Origin of the sequence: Streptomyces sp. NBC_00162, assembly GCF_024611995.1 — a bacterium.
Taxonomy (GTDB): Bacteria; Actinomycetota; Actinomycetes; order Streptomycetales; family Streptomycetaceae; genus Streptomyces.
Genome location: NZ_CP102509.1, coordinates 3,912,587 through 3,938,790, shown reverse-complemented (window position 1 = coordinate 3,938,790; position 26,204 = coordinate 3,912,587). Strand labels below are relative to the sequence as shown.

At 71.4% G+C, this 26,204-nt stretch carries 26 protein-coding genes and 1 tRNA gene; 17 read left to right on the top strand and 10 right to left on the bottom strand.

The genetic code is table 11. The annotated features are described in order from the left end of the window. Positions 1 to 85 precede the first annotated feature (85 nt). The 5 genes from JIW86_RS18255 to JIW86_RS18235 all read right to left on the bottom strand — a co-directional run bounded on the left by JIW86_RS18255 (position 86) and on the right by JIW86_RS18235 (position 6,903). Positions 86 to 1,153 carry a 2-oxoacid:ferredoxin oxidoreductase subunit beta gene (locus JIW86_RS18255; protein ID WP_257554848.1) on the bottom strand — a complete coding sequence of 356 codons (1,068 nt, stop codon included), beginning with the start codon at positions 1,151 to 1,153 and terminating at the stop codon, positions 86 to 88. After that, positions 1,146 to 3,089 carry a 2-oxoacid:acceptor oxidoreductase subunit alpha gene (locus JIW86_RS18250; RefSeq protein WP_257554847.1) on the bottom strand — a complete coding sequence of 648 codons (1,944 nt, stop codon included), beginning with the start codon at positions 3,087 to 3,089 and terminating at the stop codon, positions 1,146 to 1,148. Before JIW86_RS18250 ends, JIW86_RS18255 begins: the two co-directional genes overlap by 8 nt. Before the next feature lie 145 nt (positions 3,090 to 3,234). Then, entirely contained in the window at positions 3,235 to 3,894 is a 660-nt protein-coding gene (locus JIW86_RS18245; RefSeq protein WP_308296728.1) for a response regulator transcription factor, read from the bottom strand. Between the two features lie 249 nt (positions 3,895 to 4,143). Continuing rightward, positions 4,144 to 5,451 carry a sensor histidine kinase gene (locus JIW86_RS18240; protein WP_257554845.1) on the bottom strand — a complete coding sequence of 436 codons (1,308 nt, stop codon included), beginning with the start codon at positions 5,449 to 5,451 and terminating at the stop codon, positions 4,144 to 4,146. Positions 5,452 to 5,733: 282 nt separating this feature from the next. Beyond that, entirely contained in the window at positions 5,734 to 6,903 is a 1,170-nt protein-coding gene (locus tag JIW86_RS18235) for a sensor histidine kinase (protein WP_257554843.1), read from the bottom strand. A gap of 147 nt (positions 6,904 to 7,050) precedes the next feature. Here JIW86_RS18235 and JIW86_RS18230 point away from each other — a divergent pair, with 147 nt between their 5' ends. The 13 genes from JIW86_RS18230 (at position 7,051) to JIW86_RS18165 (ending at position 19,368) form a co-directional block, all read left to right on the top strand. Further along, entirely contained in the window at positions 7,051 to 7,458 is a 408-nt protein-coding gene (locus tag JIW86_RS18230; RefSeq protein WP_069921479.1) for an NADH-quinone oxidoreductase subunit A, read from the top strand. Continuing rightward, positions 7,449 to 8,036 (top strand): NADH-quinone oxidoreductase subunit B, encoded by a 588-nt coding sequence (locus tag JIW86_RS18225; protein WP_215145627.1) that lies wholly within the window; start codon positions 7,449 to 7,451, stop codon positions 8,034 to 8,036. The genes JIW86_RS18230 and JIW86_RS18225 overlap by 10 nt, the downstream gene beginning before the upstream one ends. Further along, entirely contained in the window at positions 8,033 to 9,130 is a 1,098-nt protein-coding gene (locus JIW86_RS18220) for an NADH-quinone oxidoreductase subunit C (RefSeq protein WP_257554842.1), read from the top strand. Before JIW86_RS18225 ends, JIW86_RS18220 begins: the two co-directional genes overlap by 4 nt. Next, positions 9,127 to 10,095 carry a complex I subunit 1/NuoH family protein gene (locus tag JIW86_RS18215; protein WP_215144077.1) on the top strand — a complete coding sequence of 323 codons (969 nt, stop codon included), beginning with the start codon at positions 9,127 to 9,129 and terminating at the stop codon, positions 10,093 to 10,095. Before JIW86_RS18220 ends, JIW86_RS18215 begins: the two co-directional genes overlap by 4 nt. Beyond that, positions 10,095 to 10,700 carry a NuoI/complex I 23 kDa subunit family protein gene (locus JIW86_RS18210; RefSeq protein WP_215144076.1) on the top strand — a complete coding sequence of 202 codons (606 nt, stop codon included), beginning with the start codon at positions 10,095 to 10,097 and terminating at the stop codon, positions 10,698 to 10,700. Before JIW86_RS18215 ends, JIW86_RS18210 begins: the two co-directional genes overlap by 1 nt. Beyond that, entirely contained in the window at positions 10,697 to 11,287 is a 591-nt protein-coding gene (locus JIW86_RS18205) for an NADH-quinone oxidoreductase subunit J (RefSeq protein WP_215144075.1), read from the top strand. Before JIW86_RS18210 ends, JIW86_RS18205 begins: the two co-directional genes overlap by 4 nt. Beyond that, entirely contained in the window at positions 11,287 to 11,634 is a 348-nt protein-coding gene (gene nuoK / locus JIW86_RS18200; RefSeq protein WP_215144073.1) for an NADH-quinone oxidoreductase subunit NuoK, read from the top strand. Before JIW86_RS18205 ends, nuoK begins: the two co-directional genes overlap by 1 nt. Next, positions 11,631 to 13,631, top strand: coding sequence for an NADH-quinone oxidoreductase subunit L (locus tag JIW86_RS18195; RefSeq protein WP_257554841.1), 2,001 nt, complete (start codon positions 11,631 to 11,633; stop codon positions 13,629 to 13,631). The genes nuoK and JIW86_RS18195 overlap by 4 nt, the downstream gene beginning before the upstream one ends. A 38-nt stretch (positions 13,632 to 13,669) precedes the next feature. Next, positions 13,670 to 15,223 (top strand): complex I subunit 4 family protein, encoded by a 1,554-nt coding sequence (locus JIW86_RS18190; protein ID WP_257559355.1) that lies wholly within the window; start codon positions 13,670 to 13,672, stop codon positions 15,221 to 15,223. Next, the gene (locus tag JIW86_RS18185) at positions 15,220 to 16,770 is read left to right on the top strand and encodes an NADH-quinone oxidoreductase subunit N (RefSeq protein WP_257554840.1); all 1,551 of its coding nucleotides are present in this window, start codon (positions 15,220 to 15,222) and stop codon (positions 16,768 to 16,770) included. Before JIW86_RS18190 ends, JIW86_RS18185 begins: the two co-directional genes overlap by 4 nt. Positions 16,771 to 16,964: 194 nt before the next feature. After that, on the top strand, positions 16,965 to 17,828 hold the full coding sequence (gene htpX, locus JIW86_RS18180; RefSeq protein ID WP_257554839.1) for a zinc metalloprotease HtpX: 864 nt from the start codon (positions 16,965 to 16,967) through the stop codon (positions 17,826 to 17,828). Further along, complete coding sequence (locus JIW86_RS18175; RefSeq protein ID WP_257554838.1) at positions 17,825 to 18,217, top strand: YccF domain-containing protein; 393 nt, start codon at positions 17,825 to 17,827, stop codon at positions 18,215 to 18,217. The genes htpX and JIW86_RS18175 overlap by 4 nt, the downstream gene beginning before the upstream one ends. Before the next feature lie 626 nt (positions 18,218 to 18,843). Then, entirely contained in the window at positions 18,844 to 19,368 is a 525-nt protein-coding gene (locus JIW86_RS18165) for an SMI1/KNR4 family protein (RefSeq protein WP_257554837.1), read from the top strand. Here the strand turns inward: JIW86_RS18165 and JIW86_RS18160 are convergent. The 3 genes from JIW86_RS18160 to JIW86_RS18150 all read right to left on the bottom strand — a co-directional run bounded on the left by JIW86_RS18160 (position 19,352) and on the right by JIW86_RS18150 (position 22,714). After that, positions 19,352 to 20,587, bottom strand: a complete 1,236-nt coding sequence (locus tag JIW86_RS18160; protein ID WP_257554836.1) for an APC family permease — start codon at positions 20,585 to 20,587, stop codon at positions 19,352 to 19,354. The genes JIW86_RS18165 and JIW86_RS18160 overlap by 17 nt on opposite strands. Positions 20,588 to 20,605: 18 nt before the next feature. Continuing rightward, positions 20,606 to 22,033: a SulP family inorganic anion transporter gene (locus tag JIW86_RS18155; protein ID WP_257554835.1), complete on the bottom strand. Its 1,428-nt coding sequence runs from the start codon at positions 22,031 to 22,033 to the stop codon at positions 20,606 to 20,608. A gap of 192 nt (positions 22,034 to 22,225) precedes the next feature. Continuing rightward, positions 22,226 to 22,714 (bottom strand): YajQ family cyclic di-GMP-binding protein, encoded by a 489-nt coding sequence (locus tag JIW86_RS18150; protein WP_030009008.1) that lies wholly within the window; start codon positions 22,712 to 22,714, stop codon positions 22,226 to 22,228. Between the two features lie 200 nt (positions 22,715 to 22,914). On the opposite strand from JIW86_RS18150, the gene JIW86_RS18145 reads away from it, so the two are divergent. From JIW86_RS18145 to JIW86_RS18135, 3 genes are all read left to right on the top strand, one after another. Further along, positions 22,915 to 22,996 (top strand) — tRNA-Tyr (locus tag JIW86_RS18145). Between the two features lie 154 nt (positions 22,997 to 23,150). Then, positions 23,151 to 23,984, top strand: a complete 834-nt coding sequence (locus tag JIW86_RS18140) for a GAF domain-containing protein (RefSeq protein WP_215144060.1) — start codon at positions 23,151 to 23,153, stop codon at positions 23,982 to 23,984. Positions 23,985 to 24,043: 59 nt separating this feature from the next. After that, complete coding sequence (locus JIW86_RS18135; RefSeq protein WP_257554834.1) at positions 24,044 to 24,385, top strand: hypothetical protein; 342 nt, start codon at positions 24,044 to 24,046, stop codon at positions 24,383 to 24,385. Here JIW86_RS18135 and JIW86_RS18130 read toward each other — a convergent pair. Beyond that, positions 24,382 to 25,005: a maleylpyruvate isomerase N-terminal domain-containing protein gene (locus JIW86_RS18130; protein WP_322975531.1), complete on the bottom strand. Its 624-nt coding sequence runs from the start codon at positions 25,003 to 25,005 to the stop codon at positions 24,382 to 24,384. The two genes, JIW86_RS18135 and JIW86_RS18130, sit on opposite strands and share 4 nt — an antisense overlap. A 23-nt stretch (positions 25,006 to 25,028) precedes the next feature. Here JIW86_RS18130 and JIW86_RS18125 point away from each other — a divergent pair, with 23 nt between their 5' ends. Beyond that, complete coding sequence (locus JIW86_RS18125; protein ID WP_215144058.1) at positions 25,029 to 25,451, top strand: DUF3574 domain-containing protein; 423 nt, start codon at positions 25,029 to 25,031, stop codon at positions 25,449 to 25,451. Positions 25,452 to 25,515: 64 nt separating this feature from the next. Here JIW86_RS18125 and JIW86_RS18120 read toward each other — a convergent pair whose 3' ends face one another. Beyond that, positions 25,516 to 26,172 carry an SDR family oxidoreductase gene (locus tag JIW86_RS18120; RefSeq protein ID WP_257554833.1) on the bottom strand — a complete coding sequence of 219 codons (657 nt, stop codon included), beginning with the start codon at positions 26,170 to 26,172 and terminating at the stop codon, positions 25,516 to 25,518. Positions 26,173 to 26,204 lie beyond the last annotated feature (32 nt).

The window sequence follows — 26,204 nt, the reverse complement described above, 5'->3', positions numbered from 1 at the left end:
GAGAGTGTCGCCATGCACCGGAGCCCGGATCTCCTGGGAGATCCGGGCTCCGGTTTCACGCGTCGTACGGGTTACGGGGTGCGGGTCAGCCGACGACCGTCCACGTGTCGTTGCCGGCCAGCAGGGTGGCGAGGTCGCCCTTGCCGCTGCGGTCGACGGCCGTGTCCAGCTGCTCGGCCATCAGGGTGTCGTAGACGGGCCGCTCGACGCTCCGGAACACCCCGATGGGGGTGTGGTGGAGGGTGTCGGGGTCGGCCAGGCGGGAGAGCGCGAAGGCGTTGGTGGGGCTGGCGCCGTACGCGTCGTGGACCAGGATCTGCGACTCGTTCCCGGGGGTGACCGTGACGACCTGGAGGTCGCCGGTGGCCGGGTCGCGGACGACGCCCTTGTGGCCGTCGGTGCCGAACCGGATCGGCTGCCCGTGCTCGAGGCGGATCACGGCTTCCTGCGCCTGGTCCTTGTCCTTCAGGACCTCGAAGGCGCCGTCGTTGAAGATGTTGCAGTTCTGGTAGATCTCCACCAGCGCCGTGCCCTGGTGGTCGGCGGCCGCGCGCAGCACCTCGGTGAGGTGCTTGCGGTCGGAGTCCACCGTCCGCGCCACGAACGAGGCCTCCGCGCCGATGGCCAGGGACACCGGGTTGAACGGCGCGTCCAGCGAGCCCATCGGGGTGGACTTGGTGATCTTGCCGACCTCGGAGGTGGGGGAGTACTGCCCCTTCGTCAGACCGTAGATCCGGTTGTTGAACAGCAGGATCTTGAGGTTGACGTTGCGCCGCAGGGCGTGGATGAGGTGGTTTCCGCCGATGGAGAGCGCGTCGCCGTCGCCGGTGACGACCCATACGGACAGGTCGCGGCGGGAGGTGGCCAGACCCGTGGCGATGGCCGGGGCGCGGCCGTGGATCGAGTGCATCCCGTAGGTGTTCATGTAGTACGGGAAGCGGGAGGAGCAGCCGATGCCGGAGACGAAGGCGATGTTCTCCTTCGCGAGGCCGAGCTCGGGCATGAAGCCCTGGACGGCCGCGAGGACGGCGTAGTCACCGCAACCGGGGCACCAGCGGACCTCCTGGTCCGACTTGAAGTCCTTGGCCGACTGCGCGGCCTCGGCCTTCGGCACCAGCGACAGCAGATTCGGGGCGTCGGTCACCTCAGTCATTGATGGCCTCCTCGAGAACCTTCGCGAGCTGCTCCGCCTTGAACGGCATTCCGTTGACCTGGTTGTACGACTGGGCGTCCACCAGGTATTTCGCCCGGATCAGGGTGGCGAGCTGCCCGAGGTTCATCTCCGGCACCACTACCTTCTCGTAACGCCTCAGAGCCTCGCCGAGATTCCTCGGGAAGGGGTTGAGGTGACGCAGGTGGGCCTGGGCGATCGGGTGGCCGGCCGCGCGCAGACGCCGGACCGCGGCCGTGACCGGGCCGTAGGTGGAGCCCCAGCCCAGGACGAGGGTGCGGGCCTGGTCGGGGTCGTCGACCTCCAGGTCGGGGACCTGGATGCCGTCGATCTTGGCCTGGCGGGTGCGGACCATGTGGTCGTGGTTGGCGGGGTCGTACGAGATGTTGCCGGTGCCGTCCTGCTTCTCGATGCCGCCGATGCGGTGCTCGAGACCGGGCGTGCCGGGGACCGCCCACGGGCGGGCCAGGGTCTCCGGGTCGCGCTTGTAGGGCCAGAACACCTCGGTGCCGTCCGCCAGCTCGTGGTTGGGGCCGGAGGCGAACTGGATCTTGAGGTCGGGCAGGTCGGCGATGTCGGGGATCCGCCAGGGCTCGGAACCGTTGGCGAGGTAGCCGTCGGAGAGCAGGAACACCGGGGTCCGGTAGGTGAGCGCGATCCGGGCCGCGTCCAGCGCCGCGTCGAAGCAGTCCGCCGGGGTGCGCGGGGCGACGATCGGCACCGGGGCCTCGCCGTTGCGCCCGTACATGGCCTGGAGCAGGTCGGCCTGCTCCGTCTTGGTCGGCAGGCCGGTGGAGGGCCCGCCGCGCTGGATGTCCACGATCAGCAGCGGCAGCTCGAGGGAGACCGCCAGGCCGATCGTCTCGGACTTCAGGGCCACGCCGGGTCCGGAGGTGGTGGTCACGCCCAGGGCCCCGCCGAACGCGGCACCCAGGGCCGCGCCGATGCCCGCGATCTCGTCCTCGGCCTGGAAGGTCCGCACGCCGAAGTTCTTGTGCTTGCTCAGCTCGTGCAGGATGTCCGAGGCCGGGGTGATCGGGTAGGAGCCCAGGTAGAGCGGCAGGTCCGCCTGCCGGCTCGCGGCGATCAGACCGTAGGACAGGGCCAGGTTCCCCGAGATGTTGCGGTAGGTGCCGGTCGGGAAGGCCTGGGTGGCCGGGGCGACCTCGTAGGAGACCGCGAAGTCCTCCGTCGTCTCCCCGAAGTTCCAGCCCGCGCGGAACGCGGCCACGTTCGCCTCTGCGATCTGCGGCTTCTTCGCGAACTTCTGCCGCAGGAACTTCTCCGTACCCTCCGTCGGCCGGTGGTACATCCACGACAGCAGCCCCAGCGCGAACATGTTCTTGCTGCGCTCGGCCTCCTTGCGGGAGAGCCCGAAGTCCTTCAGCGCCTCGACGGTGAGGGTGGTCAGCGGGACCGGGTGGAGGTTGTAGGCCGCCAGCGAGCCGTCCTCGAGGGGGGAGGTCTGGTAGCCGACCTTGGCCATGGGGCGCTTGGTGAACTCATCCGTGTTGATGATGATCTCCGCGCCGCGCGGCACGTCCCCGATGTTCGCCTTCAGGGCGGCCGGGTTCATCGCGACCAGCACGTTCGGGGCGTCCCCGGGCGTGAGGATGTCGTGGTCCGCGAAGTGGAGCTGGAAGGACGACACGCCCGGCAGGGTTCCGGCGGGGGCGCGGATCTCGGCGGGGAAGTTCGGGAGCGTCGAGAGGTCGTTGCCGAACGACGCCGTCTCCGAGGTGAACCGGTCACCGGTGAGTTGCATACCGTCACCCGAGTCACCCGCGAACCGGATGATCACACGATCAAGCCGGCGGACTTCCTTGCCGCCCGGACTCGCAGGGGTGCGCTGTCCTGCGACAACGGCACCCCCAGCCCCGTCGGCCTGCTCGGCCGGGCTACTGACCTGGCTGGTCACTGAACTGGACCTCCTTCGAGGCGTGGGCACCCCCAGAACCAACCCTACGTCGGTCAGCTCTCCGGGGGCGGCCACATTCTGGACCGTTGGACCGCCCTTCGAGACAGCCCGACCGGTATGCCTTATCTGACAGAGTGTCAGTCGATCATGATTTGAGATAGGTGAGAACGGCCAGTACACGCCGGTGATCCCCGTCACTCGGCGACAGACCCAGCTTCATGAAGATGTTGCTGACGTGCTTCTCCACCGCTCCGTCGCTCACGACAAGCTGCTTCGCCACGGCGGAATTGGTGCGTCCTTCGGCCATCAGGCCCAGTACCTCGCGCTCGCGCGGCGTCAGCCCCGCCAGCACGTCCTGCTTCCGGCTGCGGCCGAGCAGCTGGGCGACGACCTCGGGGTCCAGGGCGGTACCGCCCCGTGCCACCCGGACCACCGCGTCCAGGAACTCTCGTACCTCGGCCACCCGGTCCTTGAGCAGGTACCCCACCCCGGTGGTGGAACCGGCCAGCAGTTCGGTGGCGTACTGCTCCTCCACGTACTGCGACAGCACGAGCACCCCGATCCCGGGATATTCGCGGCGCAGCCGTACGGCGGCCCGTACGCCCTCGTCGGTGTGCGTCGGCGGCATCCGTACGTCGGCCACCACCACATCCGGCAGCTCGTCCTGAGCCGCCAGGTCCGACACGGTCTTGATCAGGGCTTCCGCGTCCCCGACGCCCGCCACGACGTCATGCCCCCGATCGGTCAGCAGCCGGGTCAGGCCCTCCCGCAGCAGCACCGAATCCTCGGCGATGACCACCCGCACCCTGTCTTCCACGATTCAGCAGCTCCCGCGTCCACTCATCCCGCACTCCCTGGCTCAGCCAAGCATCCCAGCCTCGAGGCCGGATCCAGGCAGAGCCGGGACAACGGGTGGGTGCCCGGGGGGAGTTTTCGCACGCGGTGAAAACGGACGGGTCCGGGCCGCTCGGCCCGGACCTCGTCGTGACGTCGTGACGTCGTGACGTCGTGGCGCCGCTATGTCGCGGTCGCGGTCGCGGTCGCCGCCAGCCGTTCACGCCCGCCAGGGGAGCTCGGCGGTCACCGTGGTCCCCACACCGGCGGGGGAGTCGACGACCAGGACCCCGTCCACGGCGTCCAGCCGCTCGGCCAGCCCCGCCAGCCCGGTCCCCTCCCCGACGCTCGCCCCGCCCCGGCCGTCGTCGGCGACCTGGATCAGCAGCCGCTCCCCGGACTTCCACATCTCCACGCTCGCGACCTGTGCCCGCGCGTGCTTGCTGATGTTCTGCAGCAGCTCCGAGACCGTGAAGTACGCGATCCCCTCGATCGCCGCCGTCGGCCGGGCCGGGAGGTCCACGGTCACCCGTACCGGAACGGCACACCGCGAGGCCACCGAGGACAGCGCCGCGTCCAGGCCCCGGTCGGTCAGCACCGCCGGGTGGATCCCGCGGGCCAGGTCGCGCAGCTCCTGGAGGGCGATCTTCACCTCTCCGTGGGCCTCGTCCACCATCCGGGCGGCGGCAGCGGGATCCTCGGTCGCCTTCTCCTTCGCCAGCCCCAGGTCCATCGCCAGGGCAACCAGCCGGGCCTGTGCCCCGTCGTGCAGATCCCGCTCGATGCGCCGCAGGTCGGCGGCCGCGGTGTCCACGACCACCCCGCGGTCGGACTCCAGCTCGGTCACGCGGGTGGCCAGCCGGGACGGCCCGAGCAGCCCGCCGACCATCACCCGGTCGACGGTGGTCAGCGCCCGGATCACCCACGGGGTTGCGAGGGTGAAGGCCAGCCCGACCAGGCAGGTGAGGGCGATCTCGGCGGGGGAGTCGAGATAGAAGGAGTAGTCGCCGTTCTGGAAGAGCTGAAGCCCGGGCTGGTCGGTGTAGGCCGGGAAGACCCAGAACCAGAGCGGATACAGCAGGTAGGCCCACCCGGACGCCCAGAACACCAGCGCCACGCAGAAGCCGAAGACCGCCCACGGGAAGTGGATCACGCAGTACAGCACGTGCCGCCAGGCGCTCCCGCTCTTGAGCAGCGCCCCCATCGCGGAAAGGGCCCCGCGCTTCCTGGCCCGGATCGGCGCCGGATCGGCGATGTCGGTCCCGAGCAGGACGCGCACCCGGGTCCGCTCCAGACGGCCGAACCCGCGGCACATGGCGAGCACACCGGCGAGGACCGGAACCCCTAGGAAGGTGACGAGCAGCCCGGCGCCGGAGCTCAGGCCGGCGAGGGCCAGCGAGAAGTACAGGATGCTCAGCGGCAGCCCGATCAGCAGGTACCCGAACTCGCGCCAGGTCCGCCGCGCGACGGGAGCCCGCACCACCGCCCCGAAGCCACTGTCACTGCCCGTGCCCTTGCCGTCGTCCATGTCCCGACCCGCCCTTCCGTCTCCGCGCTACCCCTCCACCCTGTCGCCCCCCACCCCGCCGAACCATGCGGCGTGTCGGCCTCTGCACCGGGGGGTTAACCCCACCCCGGCCCAATCCAGCCGCGCCTGGGCCACTCCAGCCCTACGCCGCCCCATCCAGCCGCGCCGGCGTTTGAGGCGCGGGGTTCGGGGCGGAGCCCCGGCAGCCGGGCCGCGCCCGGAAACGCAACCGGGACCCCCGTCCGCCCCGGACGGGAGTCCCGATCCCAACCCTGACCCCGGCTACCCGCGGCCGCGCCACGGCAGCTCCGCCGTCACCACCGTCCCCGCCCCCTCGGGAGAGTCCACGACGAAGACCCCGTCCACCGCCCCCAACCGCTCCGCGAGCCCCGCCATCCCGGTCCCCCCGGACATCCGCGCGCCACCGCGCCCGTCGTCCGACACCCGGATCAGCAGCCGTTCCCCCGCCCGCCACACCTCCACGCTCGCGCCCCGCGCCTGCGCGTGCTTGCTCACGTTCTGCAGCAGCTCCGACACCACGAAGTACGAGATCCCCTCGATCGCCTCCGCCGGCCGCGCCGGCAGATCCACCGCCACCTTCACCGGCACCACGCACCGCGCCGCCACCGAGGACAGCGCCGCGTCCAGGCCCCGGTCGGTCAGCACCGCCGGATGGATCCCGCGCGCGAGGTCCCGTAGCTCCTGGAGCGCCAGCTTCACCTCGCCGTGGGCCTCGTCGACCATCGCCGCCGCGCCCTCCGGGTCCTCCAGCAGCTTCTCCTTCGCCAGGCCCAGCCCCATGGCCAGGGCCACCAGCCGCGCCTGCGCCCCGTCGTGCAGATCCCGCTCGATGCGCCGCAGGTCGGCCGCCGCGGTGTCGACCACCACGCCCCGGTCCGACTCCAGCTCCGCGATCCGCCGTTCCAGGCCGTCGGAGGGCGACAACAGACCCCGCACCATCGCCCGGTCCGCGTTCGCGAGCATGCGCACCAGATACGGCAGCACCGGCCACAGCACGAACAGCCCGGCCAGAGCTACCGTGAAGGTGAGCACTCCCCACGGGAGCCGGACCAGCTGGTACAGCACCGTCCGCCAGCCGACCGGGTCCTTGATGCTCGTCCACAGCCAGGGGAAGAACCCGCCCGCCCGCCGCGGGCCGGGTATCGGCGTCGGCTCGTCCACCCGTACGCCCAGGAGCGACCGGGCCCGTGCCCGGTCCAGCCGTCCCAACTGCCGAGACAACCAGAGACCACATGCGAGCAGTGGAAGTCCGATCGCGGTCACGGACAGACCGCCCGTTCCCACAACCATGACAACCGCATAAAGGAATCCGACCATCGCCAGCGGCAGGTTGCTCACCAGGTAGGCGATCTCCTTCCACGTCACGGCACTGAAGACGGCGCGGACGGGGGGCGGCCGGTCGTTGTCGGGGAGGTCATGGGTCGTGGTCATGCGGCACAGCCTGCCAAGGGCCGTACGCCGACGCCATGGGGTGGCCGGGGTGCTGTGAACGGGGGATAACCCCACCCTGTGTGAGGCAGGCCCTAGACTCCCGCCTGTACCAGATCGTCGACAGTGACCGAGGAGCGAGGAACGGACGTGCCTGAACCAACGGTATCGACCGTAACCGTGCTCGCGGCGGACTACTTCCGGAGTTATTCGGTCGTCGGTCTGCTGGCCCTCCTCGGTGTGCTCTTCGTGGCCGTGGCCTTCGGCGCCGGACGCCTGTTGCGGCCCGTGGTCCCGACCCCCGAGAAGCTGCTGACGTACGAATGCGGAGTGGACCCGGTCGGCGAGGGCTGGGCGCACACCCAGGTCCGCTACTACGTCTACGCGTTCCTCTACGTCATCTTCGCCGTCGACTCGATCTTCCTGTTCCCGTGGGCGACGGTGTTCGCCGCCGCCGGTTACGGCGCCACGACGCTGGTGGAGATGTTCATCTTCCTGGGCTTCCTGGCCGTCGGCCTGCTCTATGCGTACAAGAAGGGCGTCCTCGAATGGACGTGACACCGGAGCCCGTGATGCTGCCGGAGCCCAAGCGCCTGGGAGTTCTCTCCCGGCTCGCCCCGGAACCGATGAAGGTGGTCCTGAACTGGGGCCGCCGGTACAGCCTGTGGGTCTTCAACTTCGGCCTGGCCTGCTGCGCGATCGAGTTCATCGCCGCGTCGATGGCCCGCCACGACTTCATCCGGCTCGGTGTGATCCCCTTCGCGCCGGGCCCCCGCCAGGCCGACCTGATGATCGTCTCGGGCACGGTCACGGACAAGATGGCGCCGGCCGTGAAGCGGCTCTACGAGCAGATGCCGGAGCCGAAGTACGTCATCTCCTTCGGCGCCTGCTCCAACTGCGGCGGCCCGTACTGGGACTCGTACTCGGTGACGAAGGGCGTCGACCAGATCATCCCGGTCGACGTCTACGTACCCGGCTGCCCGCCGCGCCCGGAGGCGCTGCTCCAGGGAATCCTCAAGCTCCAGGAGAAGATCGCTCGCGAGTCCCTCGCGGACCGCTATGCGGCCGGCCCGTCCGTGGGCCAGCTCACCAGCGGCCTGGTCACGCCCCCGCCGGCCCCCGGGAGCGGCGCGTGAACCTCTACGACTCCCTTCCCGACGCGGCGGCGACGGTCTTCGGCGAGGAGGCCGTGGGCTCGTCCTCGTACGACGTCCTGACGGTCGACGTGCCGGTCGGCTCCTGGATCTCCTCCCTGGAGATCGCCCGGGACAAGCTGGGCTGCACGTACTTCGACTGGCTGAGCGCGGTGGACGAGCCGGGCACCGGCTTCCGCATCTGCGCGCACGTGGTCTCGCTGGAGAACCACCGCGTACGCCGCCTCCTGCTGCGCACGACGGTCCCGCACTCCGCCCCCTCCCTGCCGTCGGCCGTCGCCGTCTACGCGGGGGCCGAATGGCACGAGCGCGAGACGTACGAGATGTTCGGGATCGTCTTCACCGACCACCCCCACCTCGTCCACCTCCTCCTTCCGGAGAACTTCGAAGGGCACCCGCTGCGCAAGGACTTCGTCCTGGCCGCGCGCGTCGCCAAGGCCTGGCCCGGCGCCAAGGAGCCGGGCGAGGCCCACGATCCGAACGCGCCGAAGCGCCGTCAGATGCTTCCGCCGGGCGTCCCGGACCCCAACGACTGGGGCCCGATGAAGGGCCAGCTCCCGCCGGCCCCGGCCCGTCCGGCCCGCACCCCGCGCGCCGCGGGCGCCGCAGGCGCGGCGGGCGCCGCCGCCCGCACCCCGCGCGAGGGCGCCCCGGTCCGCCGCACCCGCTCGGTCACCGAGGGCTCGGCCACCCAGGCCGCGGAGGCCGCGCCGGCCGCGCCGCAGACCCCGGCAGCCGGGCCCGCGTCCGAGACCCCGCCCCGCCCGCCCCGCCGCACCCGCTCGGTCACCGAGGGCTCGGCCACCCAGGCCGCGCCGGCCGCGCCGCAGACCCCGGCCGAGGCCGAGGCACCCGCGCCCGAAGCCGCACCCGGCTCCACCCGCCCGGCGGCAACCGGCTCGGACGCCCCCTGGCACAACCCGAAGCCGGCCTTCGAGGAACCGCAGCCCCCGGCCGCGCCGGCCGCACCTGCCGCCCCGGCCACGCCGGCCACCCCGGACCAGGCCGAGACCCCGGAGCCGGACCCGGACCCGGAATCCGACCCCACCCCAGACGAAAAGGGAGGCGACGCGTGAACGACGTCCTCGACGTCGCGCTGCGACTCATCGTCGTCTTCGCCGTCTTCCTCGTGCTCCCGCTCGTGGTCGGGCAGACCGAGCACAAGGTGATGGCGCACATGCAGGGCCGCCTCGGCCCCATGTACGCCGGCGGCTTCCACGGCTGGGCCCAGCTCGTCGCCGACGGCGTGAAGTTCGCGCAGAAGGAAGACATCGTCCCGGCCAACGCCGACCGGCGGATCTTCCAGCTCGCCCCCGCCGTCGCCCTGCTCCCGTACCTCCTCGTCCTCCTCGCGATCCCGATCGGCCCGGGCGAGGGCGCGGTCGGCCAGGTCATCGACGCCGGCCTGTTCTTCGTACTCGCCGTCATGGGCGTCGGAGTCCTCGGCTCGCTCATGGCCGGCTGGGCTTCCGCGAACAAGTTCTCCCTGCTCGGCGGCCTGCGCACCGCCGCCCAGCTGCTCGCCTACGAGCTCCCCATGCTGCTGGCCGCCGCCTCCGTGGCGATGGCGGCCGGAACGGTCTCCCTCCCCGGCATCGTCGAGAGCTTCCAGTGGTGGTGGCTGCCCTGGCAGATCGTCGGCGCGCTCGTCTTCTTCACCGCCGGCCTCGCCGAACTGCAGCGGCCCCCCTTCGACATGCCCGTCGCCGACTCCGAGATCATCTTCGGCGCGTACACGGAGTACACCGGCCTGCGCTTCGCGCTGTTCCTGCTCGCCGAGTACGCCGGCATCGTCGTTCTCTGCGCCCTCACCACCGTCCTCTTCCTCGGCGGCTGGCAGGGGCCCTTCGGCGCCGACGGCCTCGGCTGGGTCTGGACCCTGCTCAAGACCGCGATCCTCGCCTTCGTCGTGATCTGGCTCCGCGTGAGCTACCCCCGGCTCCGTGAGGACCAGCTCCAGAAGCTCGCCTGGACCGCACTCATCCCGCTCGCGCTCGCCCAGATCGCGCTCACCGGCATCGTGAAGGTGGCGATCCAGTAATGCCCATCCCCGGATCCGGCCTGGCCAAGGGCCTCGCGGTCACGCTGCGGACGATGACGAAGCGGTCGCACACCGCCCAGTACCCCGAGGTTCAGCCCCAGCTCCCGCCGCGCAGCCGCGGGGTCATCGGGCTGTTCGAGGAGAACTGCACGGTCTGCATGCTCTGCGCCCGTGAGTGCCCCGACTGGTGCATCTACATCGACTCCCACAAGGAGACGGTCCCGGCAGCCGCCCCCGGTGGCCGCGAGCGCAGCCGCAACGTCCTCGACCGCTTCGCCATCGACTTCTCCCTCTGCATGTACTGCGGTATCTGCATCGAGGTGTGCCCCTTCGACGCCCTCTTCTGGTCGCCGGAGTTCGAGTACGCGGAGACCGACATCCACGAGCTGACCCACGAGCGCGACAAGCTGCGCGAGTGGATGTGGACGGTCCCGGCTCCGCCCGCCCTGGACCCGGCCGCCGAGGAGCCCAAGGAGATCGCCGCCGCCCGCAAGGCCGTGGAGAAGGCCGAGGCCGCCGCCGCGGCAGCCGCCGCTGCCGAAGCCGAAGCCGCCGGCGAGGCCGAAGCCACCCAGCCCCCGACCACCCCGGAGGGAGACGCGTGACCCCCGCCGTCACTCTCGCCGCAGCCGGAGGCCAGGGCTTCCTCTCCCCGAGCGGCGTCGAGATCGCCTTCGTCCTCGTCGGCCTCGCCACCCTCGGCGCGGCCCTCGTCACGGTCACCACCAAGCAGCTCGTGCACGCCGCCCTCTGGCTGGTCGTCGCGCTCGGCGGCATCGCCGTCGAGTACCTGCTGCTGACCGCCGAGTTCATCGCCTGGGTCCAGGTCCTGATCTACCTCGGCTCCGTGGTCGTCCTCCTCCTCTTCGGGCTGATGCTCACCAAGGCCCCCATCGGCCGCTCCCCGGACGCCGACTCCGGCAACCGCTGGATTGCGCTCTCCGTCGCCGTCGTCGCGGCCGTCTCACTCGTCTGGGTCGTCGTCGACGCCTTCCGCACGACCTGGATCGACCTCGACGGCCCGGTCCAGGGCTCCACGAAGGTCTCCGGCGAGATCCTCTTCCAGCACTGGGTGCTGCCCTTCGAAGCGCTCTCCGTCCTCCTCCTCGCTGCCCTGATCGGCGCCATCGTGCTGTCACGCAGGAACAGTCCCGCCGAAGACGGCGCCGCCACCGACAAGGGGCAGCGCTGATGCACCTCGCCTACCCCGCCGTGCTCGCGGCGCTGCTCTTCTGCACGGGCCTGTACGGAGTGCTCGCCCGCCGCAACGCCATCCTGGTCCTGATGTCCGTCGAGCTGATGCTCAACGCCGTCAACCTCAACCTGGTGGCCTTCGACGTCTGGCTGCGCGACGCCCTGCACGCCGGCCAGGCCCTCACCCTCTTCACCATCGCCATCGCCGCCGCCGAGATCGGCATCGGCCTCGCGATCGTGCTGATGGTCTACCGCAACCGGGGCACCTCGGACGTCGACCGGCTCCGCGACACCGCCGAGGGCCACGAGCCCACCCCGAACAACCAGAGCGAGGTCACCGCGTGAGCACCACGACCCTCGCCGTCCTGGTCCCCCTCCTGCCCTTCCTGGGCGCGGTCGCGGGACTGCTCTTCGGCCGCACCGCCCCCGGCTTCGTCCGGCCGCTCGCGATCCTGCCGACGCTGGCCGCCGCCGTACTGGCCGTGCTCGTCGCGATCCGGCAGGGCGGCGGCACGGCGATCAGCACCGCGACCGAGCTCACCCCGACCGGCTCGGTACCGATCGACCTCTCGCTCTACATCGACGGCTTCGCCGCGCTCGTCGCAATCCTGGTCGGGGTCGTCGCCACCTGCGTACAGCTCTACTCGACGGCGTACCTCCGTGAGGACCCGCGCTACCCGTCGTATGCCGCTCTCGTCTCACTGTTCACCTCCGCCATGCTGCTCGTCGTCTACTCCGGCGACCTGATGGTGCTGCTGGTCGGCTGGGAGGTCATGGGCATCTGCTCGTACTTCCTGGTCGGCCACTACTGGGAGACCGAGGCGGCCCGCTCCGCCTCCCTGAAGGCCTTCCTCGTCACCAAGCTCGGTGACGTCCCCTTCCTGATCGGCCTGTTCGCGCTCGCCACCGACGCCGACTCCTTCCAGATCACCAAGATCCTGGGCACCGTCGCCGCGGGCGGGCTCGACCACCCGACGCTGATCGCGCTGCTCCTGCTCGCCGGAGTCGCGGGCAAGTCCGCGCAGTTCCCGCTGCACACCTGGCTCCCCGACGCCATGGCGGGCCCCACTCCGGTCTCCGCGCTGATCCACGCCGCGACGATGGTCGCCGCCGGTGTCTACTTCGTCGCCCGCCTCCTCCCGGTCTTCGCGGCCTCCCGCGCCGCGCTGGTGGTCATGGCCGTCATGGCGGCCGTCACGATGATCGGCTCCGGCCTCGCCGCCCTCGCCCAGGACGACATCAAGCGGGTGCTCGCCTACTCCACGGTCGGCCAGCTCGGCTACATGATCGGCGCCCTGGCCGTCGGCGACCGCGGCGCCGCCGTCTTCCACCTCCTGTCCCACGGCTTCTTCAAGGCACTGCTGTTCCTCGGCGCGGGCGTGATCATCCACGCCGCCGGTACGAACTCCCTGGCCGCCATGTCCCGTATGGACGGCCTGGCCAAGCGCATCCCCGACGCCTTCTGGACGATGACGCTCGCGCTGCTCGCGCTCGCCGCGATCCCGCCCTTCGCCGGCTTCTTCTCCAAGGAAGCCGTCCTCGTCGCCGCCGAGCACACCGCCACCGGCCACTCGGAGTTCGCCCCCAGCGCCGCCGGCTGGCTGGTCCTGATCGCCGGCCTGCTGACCGCCCTGCTCACCGCCGCCTACGCCACCCGGCTGTGGCTGATGGCCTTCCGCGGCCGGGGCGCCGCCGCCCCCGACCACGGCAAGGAGCCCGTCGCCATGACCGGCGTGCTGTGGCTGCTCGCGATCCCCACGATCGGCTTCGGCCTCGCGGCGGGCCCCCTCGCCGACTGGTTCGACGGCAGGGAACTCACCCCGACCCTGACCACCTCGCTCCTCGGCACCGGCGCCGCCGTCATCGGAGCGCTGCTCACCTACGCCCTGTGGCAGCGCGCCACGGTCAAGGCCGTCGCAGCCGGTTACGGAGCCGGCCTGTCCGCGTCCGCCGCCGCTGCCGAATCCGCCGCCGAGACCCCCGAGGTCGCCGAGGTCACCCACGACCACCCCGCCGTCCCGGTCGGCTCGGCCCCCGACCCGGGCAAGGCGTTCCTCGGCCCGCTGCACCGCCACGCGGCCGACGGCTTCCACCTCGACGCCGTCTACGACCGGCTGTTCGTCCGCCCCGTCCGCGCGGCCGCCGGCCTGGTCCGCTTCCTCGACCGCGAGGTCGTGGACACGTACGTCAGCGGTGCCGGCAGCGGCACCCGGCTGCTCGGCAGCCTCGTACGCCGTGCCCAGACCGGCAACGTGCAGAGCTACCTGAGCGCCCTGCTCGCCGGCGCCGTGGTCCTGGCGATCGCCACCGCCGTCCTCGCCAACGTCAACGCCGGATCGTGAGCCGTGAGTCAGCCGTGATTGATATCAGCCCGTCCGTGATGCAGTTCCTTCTGGCGTTCATCGTGGCCGCACCGCTCCTCGGCGCGGCCGCGGCGCTCCTGCCGCCCCCGCCCGGACTCAAGGGCCGCAGCCCCGAACAGGCCGTCCTCCGCCACGGCGTGACCGTGACCGGCGTGATCCTCGCCGCGGCGATCGCCCTCACCCTGGGCTTCGACCACGACGCCCCGTCCCGCTTCCAGGCGACGACGGACATCAGCTGGATCCCGGCGCTGGACGTCCGGATCCACCTCGGTGTCGACGGCATCTCGCTCCCCCTCCTCCTGATGACCGCGCTGCTGTTCTTCCTGTGCGCGCTCTACAGCTACTTCAAGTTCCCCGAGGGCCCTTCCCCGAAGGCCTTCGTCGCACTGCTCCTCGTCCTCGAGTCCGGCACCCTCGCGACCTTCGCCGTCCTCGACCTGCTGCTCTTCTTCCTCGCCTTCGAGATGGTCCTCATCCCGATGTACTTCCTCATCGCCCGCTGGGGCGGTGCTCAGCGGCAGGCAGCCGCCTGGAAGTTCATCCTCTACACCCTCCTCGGCTCCGTGGTCATGCTGCTCGGTCTGCTGCTGATCGGAGTGAAGAGCGGCACATTCGACATGGTGGCACTCGCCACTGACAACGGCCGCGAACTGTCCCACACCACCCAGCTCCTGGCCGTCCTCGCCATCGGCCTCGGCCTCGCCGTGAAGACCCCGATGTGGCCGCTGCACAGCTGGCTTCCGGACGCCCACACAGCCGCCCCCACCGTCGGCTCCGTCCTGCTGGCCGGAGTCCTGCTCAAGATGGGCACGTACGGGTTCGTCCGCATCCTGCTCCCCATCACCCCCGACGGCATGGCCACCTTCGCCCCCTACCTGGGCGCCTTCGCCGCCGTCGGCATCGTCTACGGATCGCTCGCCTGCCTCGCGCTGGCCCGTAAGGGGAGCAAGGGCGACCTCAAGCGCCTCATCGCGTACTCCTCCGTCGGCCACATGGGCTTCGTGCTCCTCGGCATCGCGTCCATGACCCCGACCGGCGTCAACGGCGCGCTCTTCGCCAACATCGCCCACGGCCTGATCACGGGCCTGCTCTTCTTCCTGGTCGGCGCCCTCAAGGACCGCTACGGCACCGCCGACCTCGACATCCTCGCCGGGGCCACCGGCGCCGCCCTCTACGGCCGCGCCCCCCGCCTCGGCGCCCTCCTCGCCTTCGCCGCCGTCGCCTCCCTCGGCCTCCCCGGCCTGGCCGGCTTCTGGGGCGAGATGCTGGCCCTCTTCGGCGCGTTCGACCCCGCCGGGGGACTGTCCCGCCCCGCCTTCCTCACCTACACGGCCATCGGCGCGTTCGGCACCCTGCTCACCGCCGCCTACCTGCTGATCGTCGTACGACGCGTCTGCATGGGCGACCCCAAGGCCGGCCCGGAGCTCGCCGTCGCGGACATCCAGCACTACGAGTTCGCCGCCTGGACCCCGCTCGCCGCCCTCACCGTCCTCGCCGGCCTGTGGCCCGCGCTCCTCCTCGGCCTCACCGACCCGGCCGTCCAGAAGCTCCTCGCAGGAGGCAACGCATGACGGCCCTCACGGTCCTCGCCGCCGAGACCCCCAGCTTGGTCCAGGCCGTCGACTGGCTCGCCATCGCGCCCGTGGTGATCACCGCCGCCGTCGGCCTGATCGTCCTCGTCGCCGACCTCTTCGTACCGGAGCGTGCCAAGCCCGCCCTCGGCTGGATCTCCGTCGCCGGCCTCGCCGCCGCGACCGCCACCCTGCTGCCGCTGCGCGCCGGTGACCGCAGCACCTTCTGCCTCACCACCGACCCGGCCGCCTGCAGCTACGTCGCCGACCACTTCACGCTCGTCATCCAGTTCCTGGTACTGGCCGGCGCCCTGGTCACCGCCCTGCTGTCGGTCACCGCCGTCCGCGACGCGCGCATGCCCGCAGGCGAGTACTGGTTCCTGCTGCTCTCCTCCGCCGCCGGCGCGGCCCTGCTGCCCGCCTCCCGCGACCTCGCCACGCTGATCGTGGCCCTCGAAGTGGCCTCGCTGCCCGCCTTCGCCCTCGTCGGCATGCGCCGCGGCGACCGGCTCTCCTCCGAGGCCGCCCTCAAGTTCTTCCTCTCCTCCGTCACCGCCACCGCCGTGTCGCTGATGGGCGTCAGCTTCGTCTACGCGGCCACCGGCTCCCTGCACCTCACCCAGGTCGCCGACCGCCTCGAAGACGTCCCCGGGCAGCTCGACACCCTCGCCATGGCCGGCGTCGCGCTCACCCTCGTCGGCTTCGCCTTCAAGACCGCGGCCGTCCCCTTCCACTTCTGGGTCCCCGACACCTACGTCGGCGCCCCCCTGCCGATCGCCGGGTACCTCTCGGTGATCGGCAAGGCCGTCGGTTTCACCGGCCTGATCCTCGTCACGGTGATCGCCTTCCCGGCGTACTCCGAGATCTGGGGCCCGGCACTGGCCGTCCTCGCCGCGCTCACCATGACCCTCGGCAACGCCGCCGCGCTGCGCCAGTCCGCGGACCGCCCGAACAGCGCCGTACGGCTGCTCGCCTGGTCCTCGGTCGGCCAGGCCGGCTACCTGCTGGTCCCGATCGCCGCGGCCGCGTACGCCGACCGCGACCAGATCGGCGCCACGGTCGCCTACGCCCTCATGTACGCCGTCGTGAACCTGGGCGCCTTCGCCGTGGCCGCGCTGGTCGCCCGTACGAAGCCGCTCAACCGGATCAGCGACTACCGGGGCCTCTACGCGGAGCGCCCGGCGGCCGCCCTCTCGCTGGCCTTCTTCCTGCTCTGCCTGGCCGGTCTGCCGCCGGGCATCATCGGCCTCTTCGCCAAGGTCACCGTCTTCCGGTCCGCGGTCGACGCGGGCCTGGCCTGGCTGGCCGTGATCATGGCCGTCAACGTGGTCATCGCCCTCTACTACTACCTGCGGTGGACCGCGCTCCTCTTCCGCGCGCCGGAAGCTGTCGAAGGTACCGAGGCCGCCGAGGGTACGGCGGCCCGCACGAAGGCCCCATGGCCGGTCACGGCGGCCATCGCCGTCACCGCGGTCACGGCGGTCGTCCTCTCGGGTGCCCCGCAGCTCGTCCTGCGCGTCGCGTCGGGCAGCCTCTTCCCGCAGTGAGCCCGCACGCGTAACCCGTACGGACCAACGCCCGCCGCCGCCCCGCCGCCCCGCCGCCCCGGCCCACGGGGTGGCGGCCCCCGCGTGCCCTGGGAACCTGACGCCCCCACCTCGCGTTGACCAGGAAGGGAGGGTCCACTGGACCGTAGACCCTCGCTTCGGGTCCCCCTGCCGCACCACTAGGAGGGCGTACCGTGCACCGCCGGCACAACGGGCTGAAGACCGCCGTACTCCTCGGAGGTCTGTCGGCACTCATCATCGTCATCGGAAGCTTCTTCGGCCGGGGCGGCCTGATCGTCGCCGTCGTGATCGCCCTCGGGACGAACGCTTACGCGTACTGGAACAGCGGCAAGCTGGCTCTACGCGCGATGCGCGCCCGCCCCGTCAGCGAGTTCGAAGCCCCCGAGCTCTACCGCATGGTGCGTGAGCTCTCCACCTCAGCGCGCCAGCCCATGCCCCGCCTCTACATCTCACCCACCGAGGCCCCCAACGCCTTCGCCACCGGCCGCAACCCGCGCAACGCCGCTGTCTGCTGCACCGAGGGCATCCTGCGCATCCTCGACGAGCGCGAACTGCGCGGGGTCATCGGCCACGAGCTCAGCCACGTCTACAACCGGGACATCCTGATCTCGTCGGTCGCCGGCGCCCTCGCCTCGGTGATCATGTTCCTGGTGAACTTCGCCTGGCTGATACCGGTCGGTCGATCGAGCGACGACGAGGGGCCTGGCCTCTTCGGCATGCTCCTGATCATGATCCTGGGCCCGCTGGCCGCCTCCGTGATCCAACTGGCCATCAGCCGCTCGCGCGAGTACGAGGCCGATGCCTCCGGCGCCCAGCTCACCGGAGACCCGCTCGCCCTGGCCAGCGCCCTGCGCAAGCTGGACGCGGGCACCAAGCAGCTCCCGCTGCCCCCGGAGCCGCGGCTGGAAACCGCCAGCCACATGATGATCGCGAACCCGTTCCGCCCGGGCGAAGGGCTTTCTAAGATGTTCTCCACACACCCTCCGATGGCCGAGCGCATCGCCCGGCTCGAACAGATGGCAGGCCGCCGCCAATGAAGACAATCCTGAACATCATTTGGCTCATCCTCAGCGGCATCTGGCTGTTCCTGGGCTACGTCCTCGCGGGTGCCCTGCTCTGCATCACCATCATCGGCATCCCCTTCGGCATCGCCGCCTTCCGCATCGCGGTCTACGCCCTGTGGCCCTTCGGGTACACCACGGTCGAGCGCCACGACGCCGGCGCCCCGTCCTGCGTGGGCAACGTCCTGTGGCTGGTCCTGGCGGGCTGGTGGCTGGCCCTCGGCCACATCGTCACCGGCATCGCGCTGTGCATCACGATCATCGGCATCCCGTTCGGCATCGCCAACTTCAAGATGGTCCCGCTCTCCCTGCTCCCGCTGGGCCGCGAAATCGTCCCGACGGACGCCCCGTTCGCCTCCCGCTGACCTCGTTCGCCCTGTGGGGCGAGGCTGGGAACCACGACGATGAGCAGCTGTGGGCGCTGTGCGAGACGGCGGAGAACCTCGTCGCCGTCCCGCCGTCCCCCCGTCCCCCCCGTCCCGCCGGCCCGCCGGCCCCCGTACGCAGGGGGTACGAACTCCTCGGCTGCGCACTGGACAAGGCCCTCGCGGACGGTTTGGGGTTCCTTGCCGTGGCGGCGTTGGACCGGCACGACCTGACCGTTCACATGGATCCGCTGCCACCCGTCACCACGGACATCCGGCCGTTGTGGCAGGGCGTACGAGTTCGACGGACGGTACGTCACCGACGAGGCAGGCTTCCTCTGCGCCCTCGGCGAGGCGGTCAACGGTCCCGGCGGGTACTTCGGGCGCTCGCTGGCCGGCGTCTCGGACGCCCTGTGCGGCGGCTTCGGGGCAACGGCGCCCTTCACCCTGGTCTGGCGCGACCACGAGGTCGCCCGCCGCTGCCTGGGCGTGCAGCCACTGGTCGCCCGGCCCTCGGCCTTCCCCGAACTCATTGCCTTCCTGCGTGAACGGCGCGTCGACGTCGTCCTCGACTGAGTTATCCACAGGCCGAGCGGGCTGTCAGTGGGGTGCGTCACCATGAACGCATGAACGAGACCGAGCAGTTGCTGGAGCAAGTCGCGGACCGCGTACGCAACTCCGCGTGCGGGCACGGAAGGGTCCTGCCCGCGCCGCTGGGCAGCGGGGAGATCGCCCGGGCCGAGGGCATACTCGGCTTCGCTCTGCCGCCGCTGCTCGCCGGGCTCTACACCCGCATCGGCGACGGCGGATTCGGCCCCGAGCGCGGCCTGCTGTCGCTGCGTCAGACCGTCCGGACGTACGAGGCGCAGCGCCGGTCGGGGTGGCGCTGGCCCGAGGGCGTGCTGCCGATAGCCGACTTCGGCTGCGGCATGTACGTCTGCGTGGACTGCCGCTCCGAGACCGCTCAGGTCCTGCTGTTCGACCCGAATCCCGGGGAGCCGGACCTCGCCTGGTCCATCGACACCCCGAGTCTGGCGGGCTGGCTCCGCGGCTGGCTGGACGGCACCGCCTGGTTCTGCGAGGAGTCCGCCCTGGGCGAGGAGTTCGACCTGGAACTGGCTCCCTGGGACGAGTTCAGATCCCGGATCTGATTCGCCCGCGTACCCCGTAAACCAGCGCGCCGAGCGCCAGCACCGCCGCCCCCGCGACCGCCGACGCGAGGGGCAGCGCGCAGGCCAGCACCACACAGCCGGACAGCCCGACCGCTGTCACGGCCCGGCCCTTGACACCTGAATCGAGAGTCCACGCGGAGGCGTTCGCGATCGCGTAGTAGGCCAGCACCCCGAAGGAGGAGAAACCGATCGCGCCCCGCAGATCGGTGGTGGCCGCGAGCACCGCCACCACCGCACCCACGGCCAGCTCCGCATGGTGCGGCACCTTGCGCCGGGGATGCACGGCGGCCAGTGTGCGGGGGAGATGGCCGTCCCGGGCCATCGCCAGCGTGGTCCGCGAGACCCCGAGTACGAGGGCGAGCAGCGAGCCCAGCGCGGCCAGGGCCGCACCCACCCGGACGACCGGGGTCAGTTCGGGCCACCCGGCCGCCCGGACCGCGTCGGCCAGCGGGGCCGCCGCCCCTGCCAGCCCGTCGGTGCCGAGCACGGACAGGGCCGCCACCGTCACGAGGGCGTACACCAGCAGCGCGATCCCGAGCGCGAGCGGCACCGCCCGCGGGATCGTCCGCTCCGGGTCGCGCACCTCCTCGCCCAGGGTGGTGATCCGGGCGTAGCCCGCGAAGGCGAAGAACAGCAGCCCGGCCCCCTGCAACAGCCCGACGGCGCCCCAGTCCCCGGTGCCGAGCCGCCCGGCGTCGGCGGCATCCGAAGACAGGCACGCCACGACCACCCCGGCCAGCACCGCCAGCACCGCCGCCACGATCAGCCGGGCGATCCGGGCGGACTTCTCCACGCCTCCGTAGTTCGCGGCGGTCAGCGCCACCACCGCCGCGACGGCCACGGCACGTTGCTGTCCCGGCCAGACGTACGCGCCGACCGTCAGGGCCATCGCCGCGCAGGAGGCCGTCTTGCCGACCACGAACCCCCAGCCGGCCAGATACCCCCAGAAGGGCCCGAGCCGCTCGCGCCCGTAGACATACGTGCCGCCGGAAGCCGGGTACCGGGCGGCGAGCCGCGCCGACGAGTGCGCGTTGCAGTAGGCCACCAGGGCCGCCAGCCCCAGAGCAGCGAGAAGCGCCCCGCCCGCCGCGCGGGCCGCCGGGGCGAGGGCGGCGAAGATACCGGCGCCGACCATCGCGCCGAGTCCGACCACGACGGCGTCGGAAACCCCCAGCGTGCGCTTCAATTCGTTGTCCACGGGCGGAGGGTAGCCGGGCTAGATGACGCCTTCCCGGCCGGGCATCGGCGTCCGCTGGCGCTCCCACCCCTCCAGGGCGGTCAGACAGGCGTGGTCGAGATGGCGCAGCCCGCTGAGGTCGAGTCGTACCGGCTTCCCGTGCGGCAGCGCGTCCAGGGCGTCGAGCAGCTTGGGCAGCCGCAGGAAGCTGGCGTTCCCCACGACCCGGAGGCACAGTTCCCCCTCCTCCAAGACCTCCTCGATGTGCACGTGGGAGGTCTCCCAGGCCGCCTTGGCGATGGCGAGCCCCAGGCCGATCAGCACTCCCTCGAAGAGATTGGTGACCACGATCGCGGAGGCGGTGACCAGCAACACCACCGCCTCACCCCGGTGCGTCCGCCACAGCACGGCCACCGCCCGGGCCGGGAGCAGCTTCCATCCGGCGTGCAGCAGCACCCCGGCCAGCGCGGCGAGCGGCACGATCTCCAGCACCCGGGGGAAGGCCACGGCGAAGAGCAGCAGCCAGCCGCCGTGCAGCACCCGGGACGCCCGGGTGCGGGCCCCGGCCTCCACATTGGCGGCGCTGCGCACGATGACGGCCGTCATCGGCAGCGCCCCGAGCAGCCCGCACACGGTGTTCCCCACACCCTGGGCCACGAGTTCCTGGTCGTAATCGGTCCGGGCCCCGTCGTGCAACCGGTCCACGGCGGCGGCGCTGAACAGCGTCTCGGCGGAGGCGATCAGCGCCAGGGCGATCACGGTCCCGACCGCCCCGACGGACGCCAGCACGCCGAAGTCGCCCCAGGCGGGCGGGGACACGGCGTCCAGTACCCCCGTCACCCGCACCTTCTCCACGGGCAGCCGCAGCAGGGCGGCCGCGGCGGTGGCGGCCGCCACCCCCACCAGCGCCCCGGGTACCAGGCGCAGCCGCGCCGGCACGCGGCGCCAGAACGACAGGACGGCGATGGTCCCGACGCCGAGCGCCACGGCGGCCCAGTCGGCCTGGGCGCCGAGTCCGTGCACCCCGCCCAGCTTGGCCAGGGTCTGCCCCGGAGCCTCCACCCCGCCCAGCGCGTAGAGCTGCCCGGAGATCAGCACGAGCCCGATTCCGGCCAGCATCCCGTGCACGACGGCGACGGAGATCGCCCGGAACCACCGCCCGAGCCGCAGCACCCCCATGCCCAGCTGCACCACCCCGGCGGCCAGCACCAGCACCCCGAGCGCGGGCAGACCGTACGCCTGCACCGCCTCGTAGACCAGCACGGTCAGCCCGGCCGCGGGCCCGCTGACCTGGAGGGAACTCCCCCGGAACCACCCGGTGACCAGCCCGCCGACCACCCCGGTGACGATCCCCAGCTCGGCAGGCACCCCGGAGGCGACCGCCACCCCCACGCACAGGGGTAACGCGACCAGCGCGACGACGACGGACGCTCCGAAGTCATCGCGAAACGTGCCGGCCCCAGGCATGCGAGAACCCCCTGCCACGCGGTGATGTGATGCCCCAGCGTGCTGGGCGCACTCATCGCCGCCCAAGTGCCCACAGGAGTCCGCAGTGGCGCATGCGCCGCTCACGCCCCGCACACACCTCCGCGCAACCGCCGCGGCCCGGCGGTCCGTGAGGACCGCCGGGCCGGCGTGCGGGCAGGTCTGGGACCTGGATCAGCGGTAGTTCACGAACTGGATCGCGAAGTCCAGGTCCTTGCCCTTGAGCAGCGCCTGGACCTCCTGGAGGTCGTCGCGGCTCTTGGAGCTGACGCGCAGCTCCTCACCCTGGACCTGGGCCTTGACGCCCTTGGGACCCTCGTCCCGGATGATCTTCGCGACCTTCTTGGCGTTCTCCTGGGAGATGCCCTCCTCGATCGTGGCGAAGATCTTGTACTCCTTGCCGGACAGCTGCGGCTCGCCGGCGTCCAGCGCCTTGAGCGAGATCCCGCGCTTGACCAGCTTGGTCTCGAAGACGTCGAGGACGGCCTTGACGCGCTCCTCGGAGTTCGCCTCCATCAGGATCTTCTCGCCGGACCAGGCGATCGTGGCGCCGGTGCCCTTGAAGTCGTAGCGCTGCGAGAGTTCCTTGGCGGCCTGGTTGAGGGCGTTGTCGACCTCCTGCCGCTCGACCTTCGAGACGATGTCGAAACTGGAGTCGGCCATGTGCTGTGGCTCCTTGAAGTCGGGAGTGATCGCCCCTGAGGGCACGGCCGGACATCCCCGGTCCGCGCGGCAAAGCCTAGCCACCGCACCCACCCGCGGGGCTGATCAATCCGGTGGCGAAGCACCCCCGGTCATCAGGTATCGTTTACGTCGTTGCCAGGGAGCGCCGCCGTAAGGCGGAAAAAATGGCAGCAAATCTTGGCGGTGTGCCCGAGTGGCCAAAGGGAGCAGACTGTAAATCTGCCGGCTCAGCCTACCCAGGTTCGAACCCTGGCGCCGCCACGCGAAAGAAGCCCCTCTGATCTGCGGAAACGCAGGCAGGGGGGTTTCTTCGTCCTTTGTGCGTGCGGCGCAGTTCTTGGGCAAAGGGCGGTCCCGGCTCGGGACGCGTGGCTAAGCTCGGTCCGGTTGTGGAGGGCTTCGGGGGAGGCGCTGGGTGGGGGCCGACGGGAACGACCGGTTGAAGCGGATCGGCCTGCTTCTGCTGTCCGCGCTGCTCGGTGGTGGCGTGTTCGTGCTGTCGATCCTCGCGGACGATGCCGAGGGCGTGCACAAGGTGCGCTGGACGGCGCTCGGCACGATCGTGGCGTGCGCCGTGGTGGCCGTGGCAGCGTACGAGAACCATCGCGCCGAGTCCGCCCGGCGCAAGACCCGCGAGCTGGCGGTGAAGGCGGTGGCCGATCTGGCGGTCACGTACAACCAGGCGCTGCTTCCCGTGACCCGGGAACTCGGGGGCCTCGCGGCCGAGTACGCCAAGGCCAATCAGCAGACCTCGCCACCGGTGTCGGGTACTCAGGCAGCGCACCGGGCAGTGATTCTGCAGGTGGTGCTGGACGGCGCCGTCAGTCTCACCGCGCCCTCCACGCCCGCACCGGCCAACCTCCCACGGGCGCGCAGCGCCTTCTACACCTGGGATCCGGTGGCCAACGTCTTCCGCCGCCAGGGCATCGCACACGGCGACCGGACCACGGAGATCAAGTCTCAGATCCCCTGGCAGAGCGACGCGTGCGGCGCGAAGATGCTCGCGATACTCCAGGCCGGCGGGCCGTTCTGGCGCGAGAACGAGGCGGATGGTGACGACATCAAGCTCGATGTGGCGGGGGCGGGCTACAAGGCGGTCATCGTCGCTCCGGTGCGGTCCAGAGACGTGCTCTTCGGCGTGCTGACGGTGGATGCACCCGAGTACGAGGACTTCACCAGGCCGCACCGGGATCTGATGGCTACGCTGGGCCATGTGCTGGCCGCTTCCCTCGTGCTGGACGGTCCTTGATGAGCGGGTTCGGAGTGTTCCGGCGGCTGCGTTTCTTCCGGCGAGGACGCCAGGAGCACATGGAGCAGACGGAGGGCTCCACCGTGCGCCCGTCCTCGGAAGATCCGGAGGAGATCGAGCGCGCAGCCCAGCGCAGACGCCTCGCACAGATGCTGGAAGCGAGGGCCGACTGGCACGACGAGGCCGCGCGCATCGTGGACCGGCGGCTCGCTCTCGCCCGCGACGCGGCCTCATGGAACGTCGCGACCTTCGGCACCCTCACCCTGGCCTCCGCAGCTGCCGTGGCCACCCTGGTGCTGACCGGTTTCACCTGGTGGTTCCTGCTGCCCGCAGTGTTGGGTGTGATCACCTTGTGGCTGACCGTCCAAGCCGTGCGCCGCCTGCGGGTCCCTACTTCCTAGGTGGCGTCGGCGGGTGGGGTCTCCGTGAGGGCCGCCTGCCAGGACCAGGAGGTGCGGCGGGGGCGGCCGGGGAGGGCCAGGCGGCCCGCGGACCAGAGCAGCGCCTCCGTGGGCGGACCCTGCGGGGAGTCGGGGAACAGGCGGGCCAGCACCGGCGCGGCGAGGTCGGGCGGCGGCAGCCACGGCAGGGCCAGCCCCTGGGCGATGTCGTACGTGTGGAGCAGCAGCTCCGCCACCCCCATCGCCGCGAAGCCCCCCGGATCGCAGGGCCCCCAGTGCCAGGCCCGGTCCGCCGGGTCGGCCGCCGTGATCGCCGCGCTGAGCAGGCGGGCGCTCGCCGACACCACCGTCAGCACCTCGGCCGGGGGAGTGCCCGGGCGTACCCGCAGGTCCAGCGGCAGGTAGTCCGACGGCGCGCGGGAGGCCACCTGTGCGGCGTACGCCGTCAGGTCGTGCGCGATGTGGGCCGCCGTCGTCCAGCAGGACCAATCGAGGGAACCGGCCGGCACCCCCCAGTCCATGCCACTGTGCGGGCCGAGGGCCGATACCGCTTCGGCTGCCGCCCGTTCGACGTCCAGGCCGGTCATCGACCGCATCGTCGGGGTCTCCTGTTCGTTCACCTTGAGTGAAATGGACAACTGACATGCGGGGGAAAGTAGGCGGTGGGGTGCTCATCGCCCTGCTCGGCGCCGGGATTCCGGCCCTGGTCGGGGCAGCGCTCCACACGGACGTGGGGCAGCCCTACCAGGAGACCCGGCTGTACTTCGGCACCGACCGCTCCGACGGCGGCAGCCCGGTCGGGGAGCGGGAGTTCATGCGGTTCCTGGACCGCGAGATCACCCCCGCCTTCCCCGAGGGGCTGACGGTCCACGACGGGTACGGCCAGTGGCGGGGGCAGGACGGCAAGGTCGTCCGCGAGACCTCGTACGAAGTGGTGCTGCTGTACCCCGAGAAGGAGGCCGGCGAGCGCAGCGGGCGCATCGAACGGATCCGCCAGGCGTACGAGGACCAGTACCAGCAGGACTCGGTCGGACGGTCCGACGACAAGCTGACCGCCGAATTCTGAGCGGGCGGGCGGGCGGGCGGGCCGGCTGGCGGGCTGGCGCGGGCGGGCCGACGCCCGCTCAGCGTCAGTTGCCCGCAACGTCCTTGACCGCAACCTCGACCGGCGTCGAACCGGAGACCAGCTCCAGGGTCAGGCCCGCCGTCGCCGGCGTCTCGACCAGTTCGGCGAGCACCGCCGCCACGTCGTCGCGCGGGACGGACCCGCGGCCCGTCCGTACCTCCAGGCGGACCAGGCCCGTCCCCGCGTCGTCGACCAGCGAGCCGGGCCGCAGGACCGTCCACTCGAGGCCCAGGCGGGTCTGCACGTGCTCGTCGGCCTCGCCCTTCGCCCGGAGATAGGCGTCGAAGACCTCGTCGCCCTCGTGGTGTGCGTCCGCGCCCATCGAAGAGACCATCAGGAAACGCCGTACACGGGCCCGTTCGGCCGCGTCGGCGAACAGCACCGCCGCGCCCCGGTCCACGGTGTCCTTGCGCCCGACCCCGCTGCCCGGACCCGCGCCGGCGGCGAACACCGCCACGTCCGCGCCATGCAGGATGCCCGCCACGTGCTCCACCGAGGCCGACTCCAGATCGCACAGCACCGGTTCGGTGCCGGCCTCCCTGAGGTCGTCGCCCTGTGCCGGGTCGCGGATGATCCCCGCGACCTCGTACCCGCGCGCGGCGAGCAGTCGCTCCAGCCGCAGCGCGATCTGACCGTGTCCACCCGCGATGACGATGCGCATGACCCGACCGTACGACGAGCCGGGCGGCTACG

What these genes read in the sequence shown, in the direction of transcription:
- nuoK (WP_215144073.1), top strand. Translation starts at nt 11,287, where the DNA reads ATGCACCTCGCCTACCCCGCCGTGCTCGCGGCGCTGCTCTTCTGCACG.
- JIW86_RS18235 (WP_257554843.1), bottom strand. Translation starts at nt 6,903, where the DNA reads ATGACCACGACCCATGACCTCCCCGACAACGACCGGCCGCCCCCCGTC.
- JIW86_RS18225 (WP_215145627.1), top strand. Translation starts at nt 7,449, where the DNA reads ATGGACGTGACACCGGAGCCCGTGATGCTGCCGGAGCCCAAGCGCCTG.
- JIW86_RS18240 (WP_257554845.1), bottom strand. Translation starts at nt 5,451, where the DNA reads ATGGACGACGGCAAGGGCACGGGCAGTGACAGTGGCTTCGGGGCGGTG.
- JIW86_RS18210 (WP_215144076.1), top strand. Translation starts at nt 10,095, where the DNA reads ATGCCCATCCCCGGATCCGGCCTGGCCAAGGGCCTCGCGGTCACGCTG.
- JIW86_RS18185 (WP_257554840.1), top strand. Translation starts at nt 15,220, where the DNA reads ATGACGGCCCTCACGGTCCTCGCCGCCGAGACCCCCAGCTTGGTCCAG.
- JIW86_RS18190 (WP_257559355.1), top strand. Translation starts at nt 13,670, where the DNA reads ATGCAGTTCCTTCTGGCGTTCATCGTGGCCGCACCGCTCCTCGGCGCG.
- JIW86_RS18125 (WP_215144058.1), top strand. Translation starts at nt 25,029, where the DNA reads ATGCGGGGGAAAGTAGGCGGTGGGGTGCTCATCGCCCTGCTCGGCGCC.
- JIW86_RS18150 (WP_030009008.1), bottom strand. Translation starts at nt 22,714, where the DNA reads ATGGCCGACTCCAGTTTCGACATCGTCTCGAAGGTCGAGCGGCAGGAG.
- JIW86_RS18120 (WP_257554833.1), bottom strand. Translation starts at nt 26,172, where the DNA reads ATGCGCATCGTCATCGCGGGTGGACACGGTCAGATCGCGCTGCGGCTG.
- JIW86_RS18165 (WP_257554837.1), top strand. Translation starts at nt 18,844, where the DNA reads ATGAACGAGACCGAGCAGTTGCTGGAGCAAGTCGCGGACCGCGTACGC.
- JIW86_RS18155 (WP_257554835.1), bottom strand. Translation starts at nt 22,033, where the DNA reads ATGCCTGGGGCCGGCACGTTTCGCGATGACTTCGGAGCGTCCGTCGTC.
- JIW86_RS18135 (WP_257554834.1), top strand. Translation starts at nt 24,044, where the DNA reads ATGGAGCAGACGGAGGGCTCCACCGTGCGCCCGTCCTCGGAAGATCCG.
- JIW86_RS18255 (WP_257554848.1), bottom strand. Translation starts at nt 1,153, where the DNA reads ATGACTGAGGTGACCGACGCCCCGAATCTGCTGTCGCTGGTGCCGAAG.
- JIW86_RS18175 (WP_257554838.1), top strand. Translation starts at nt 17,825, where the DNA reads ATGAAGACAATCCTGAACATCATTTGGCTCATCCTCAGCGGCATCTGG.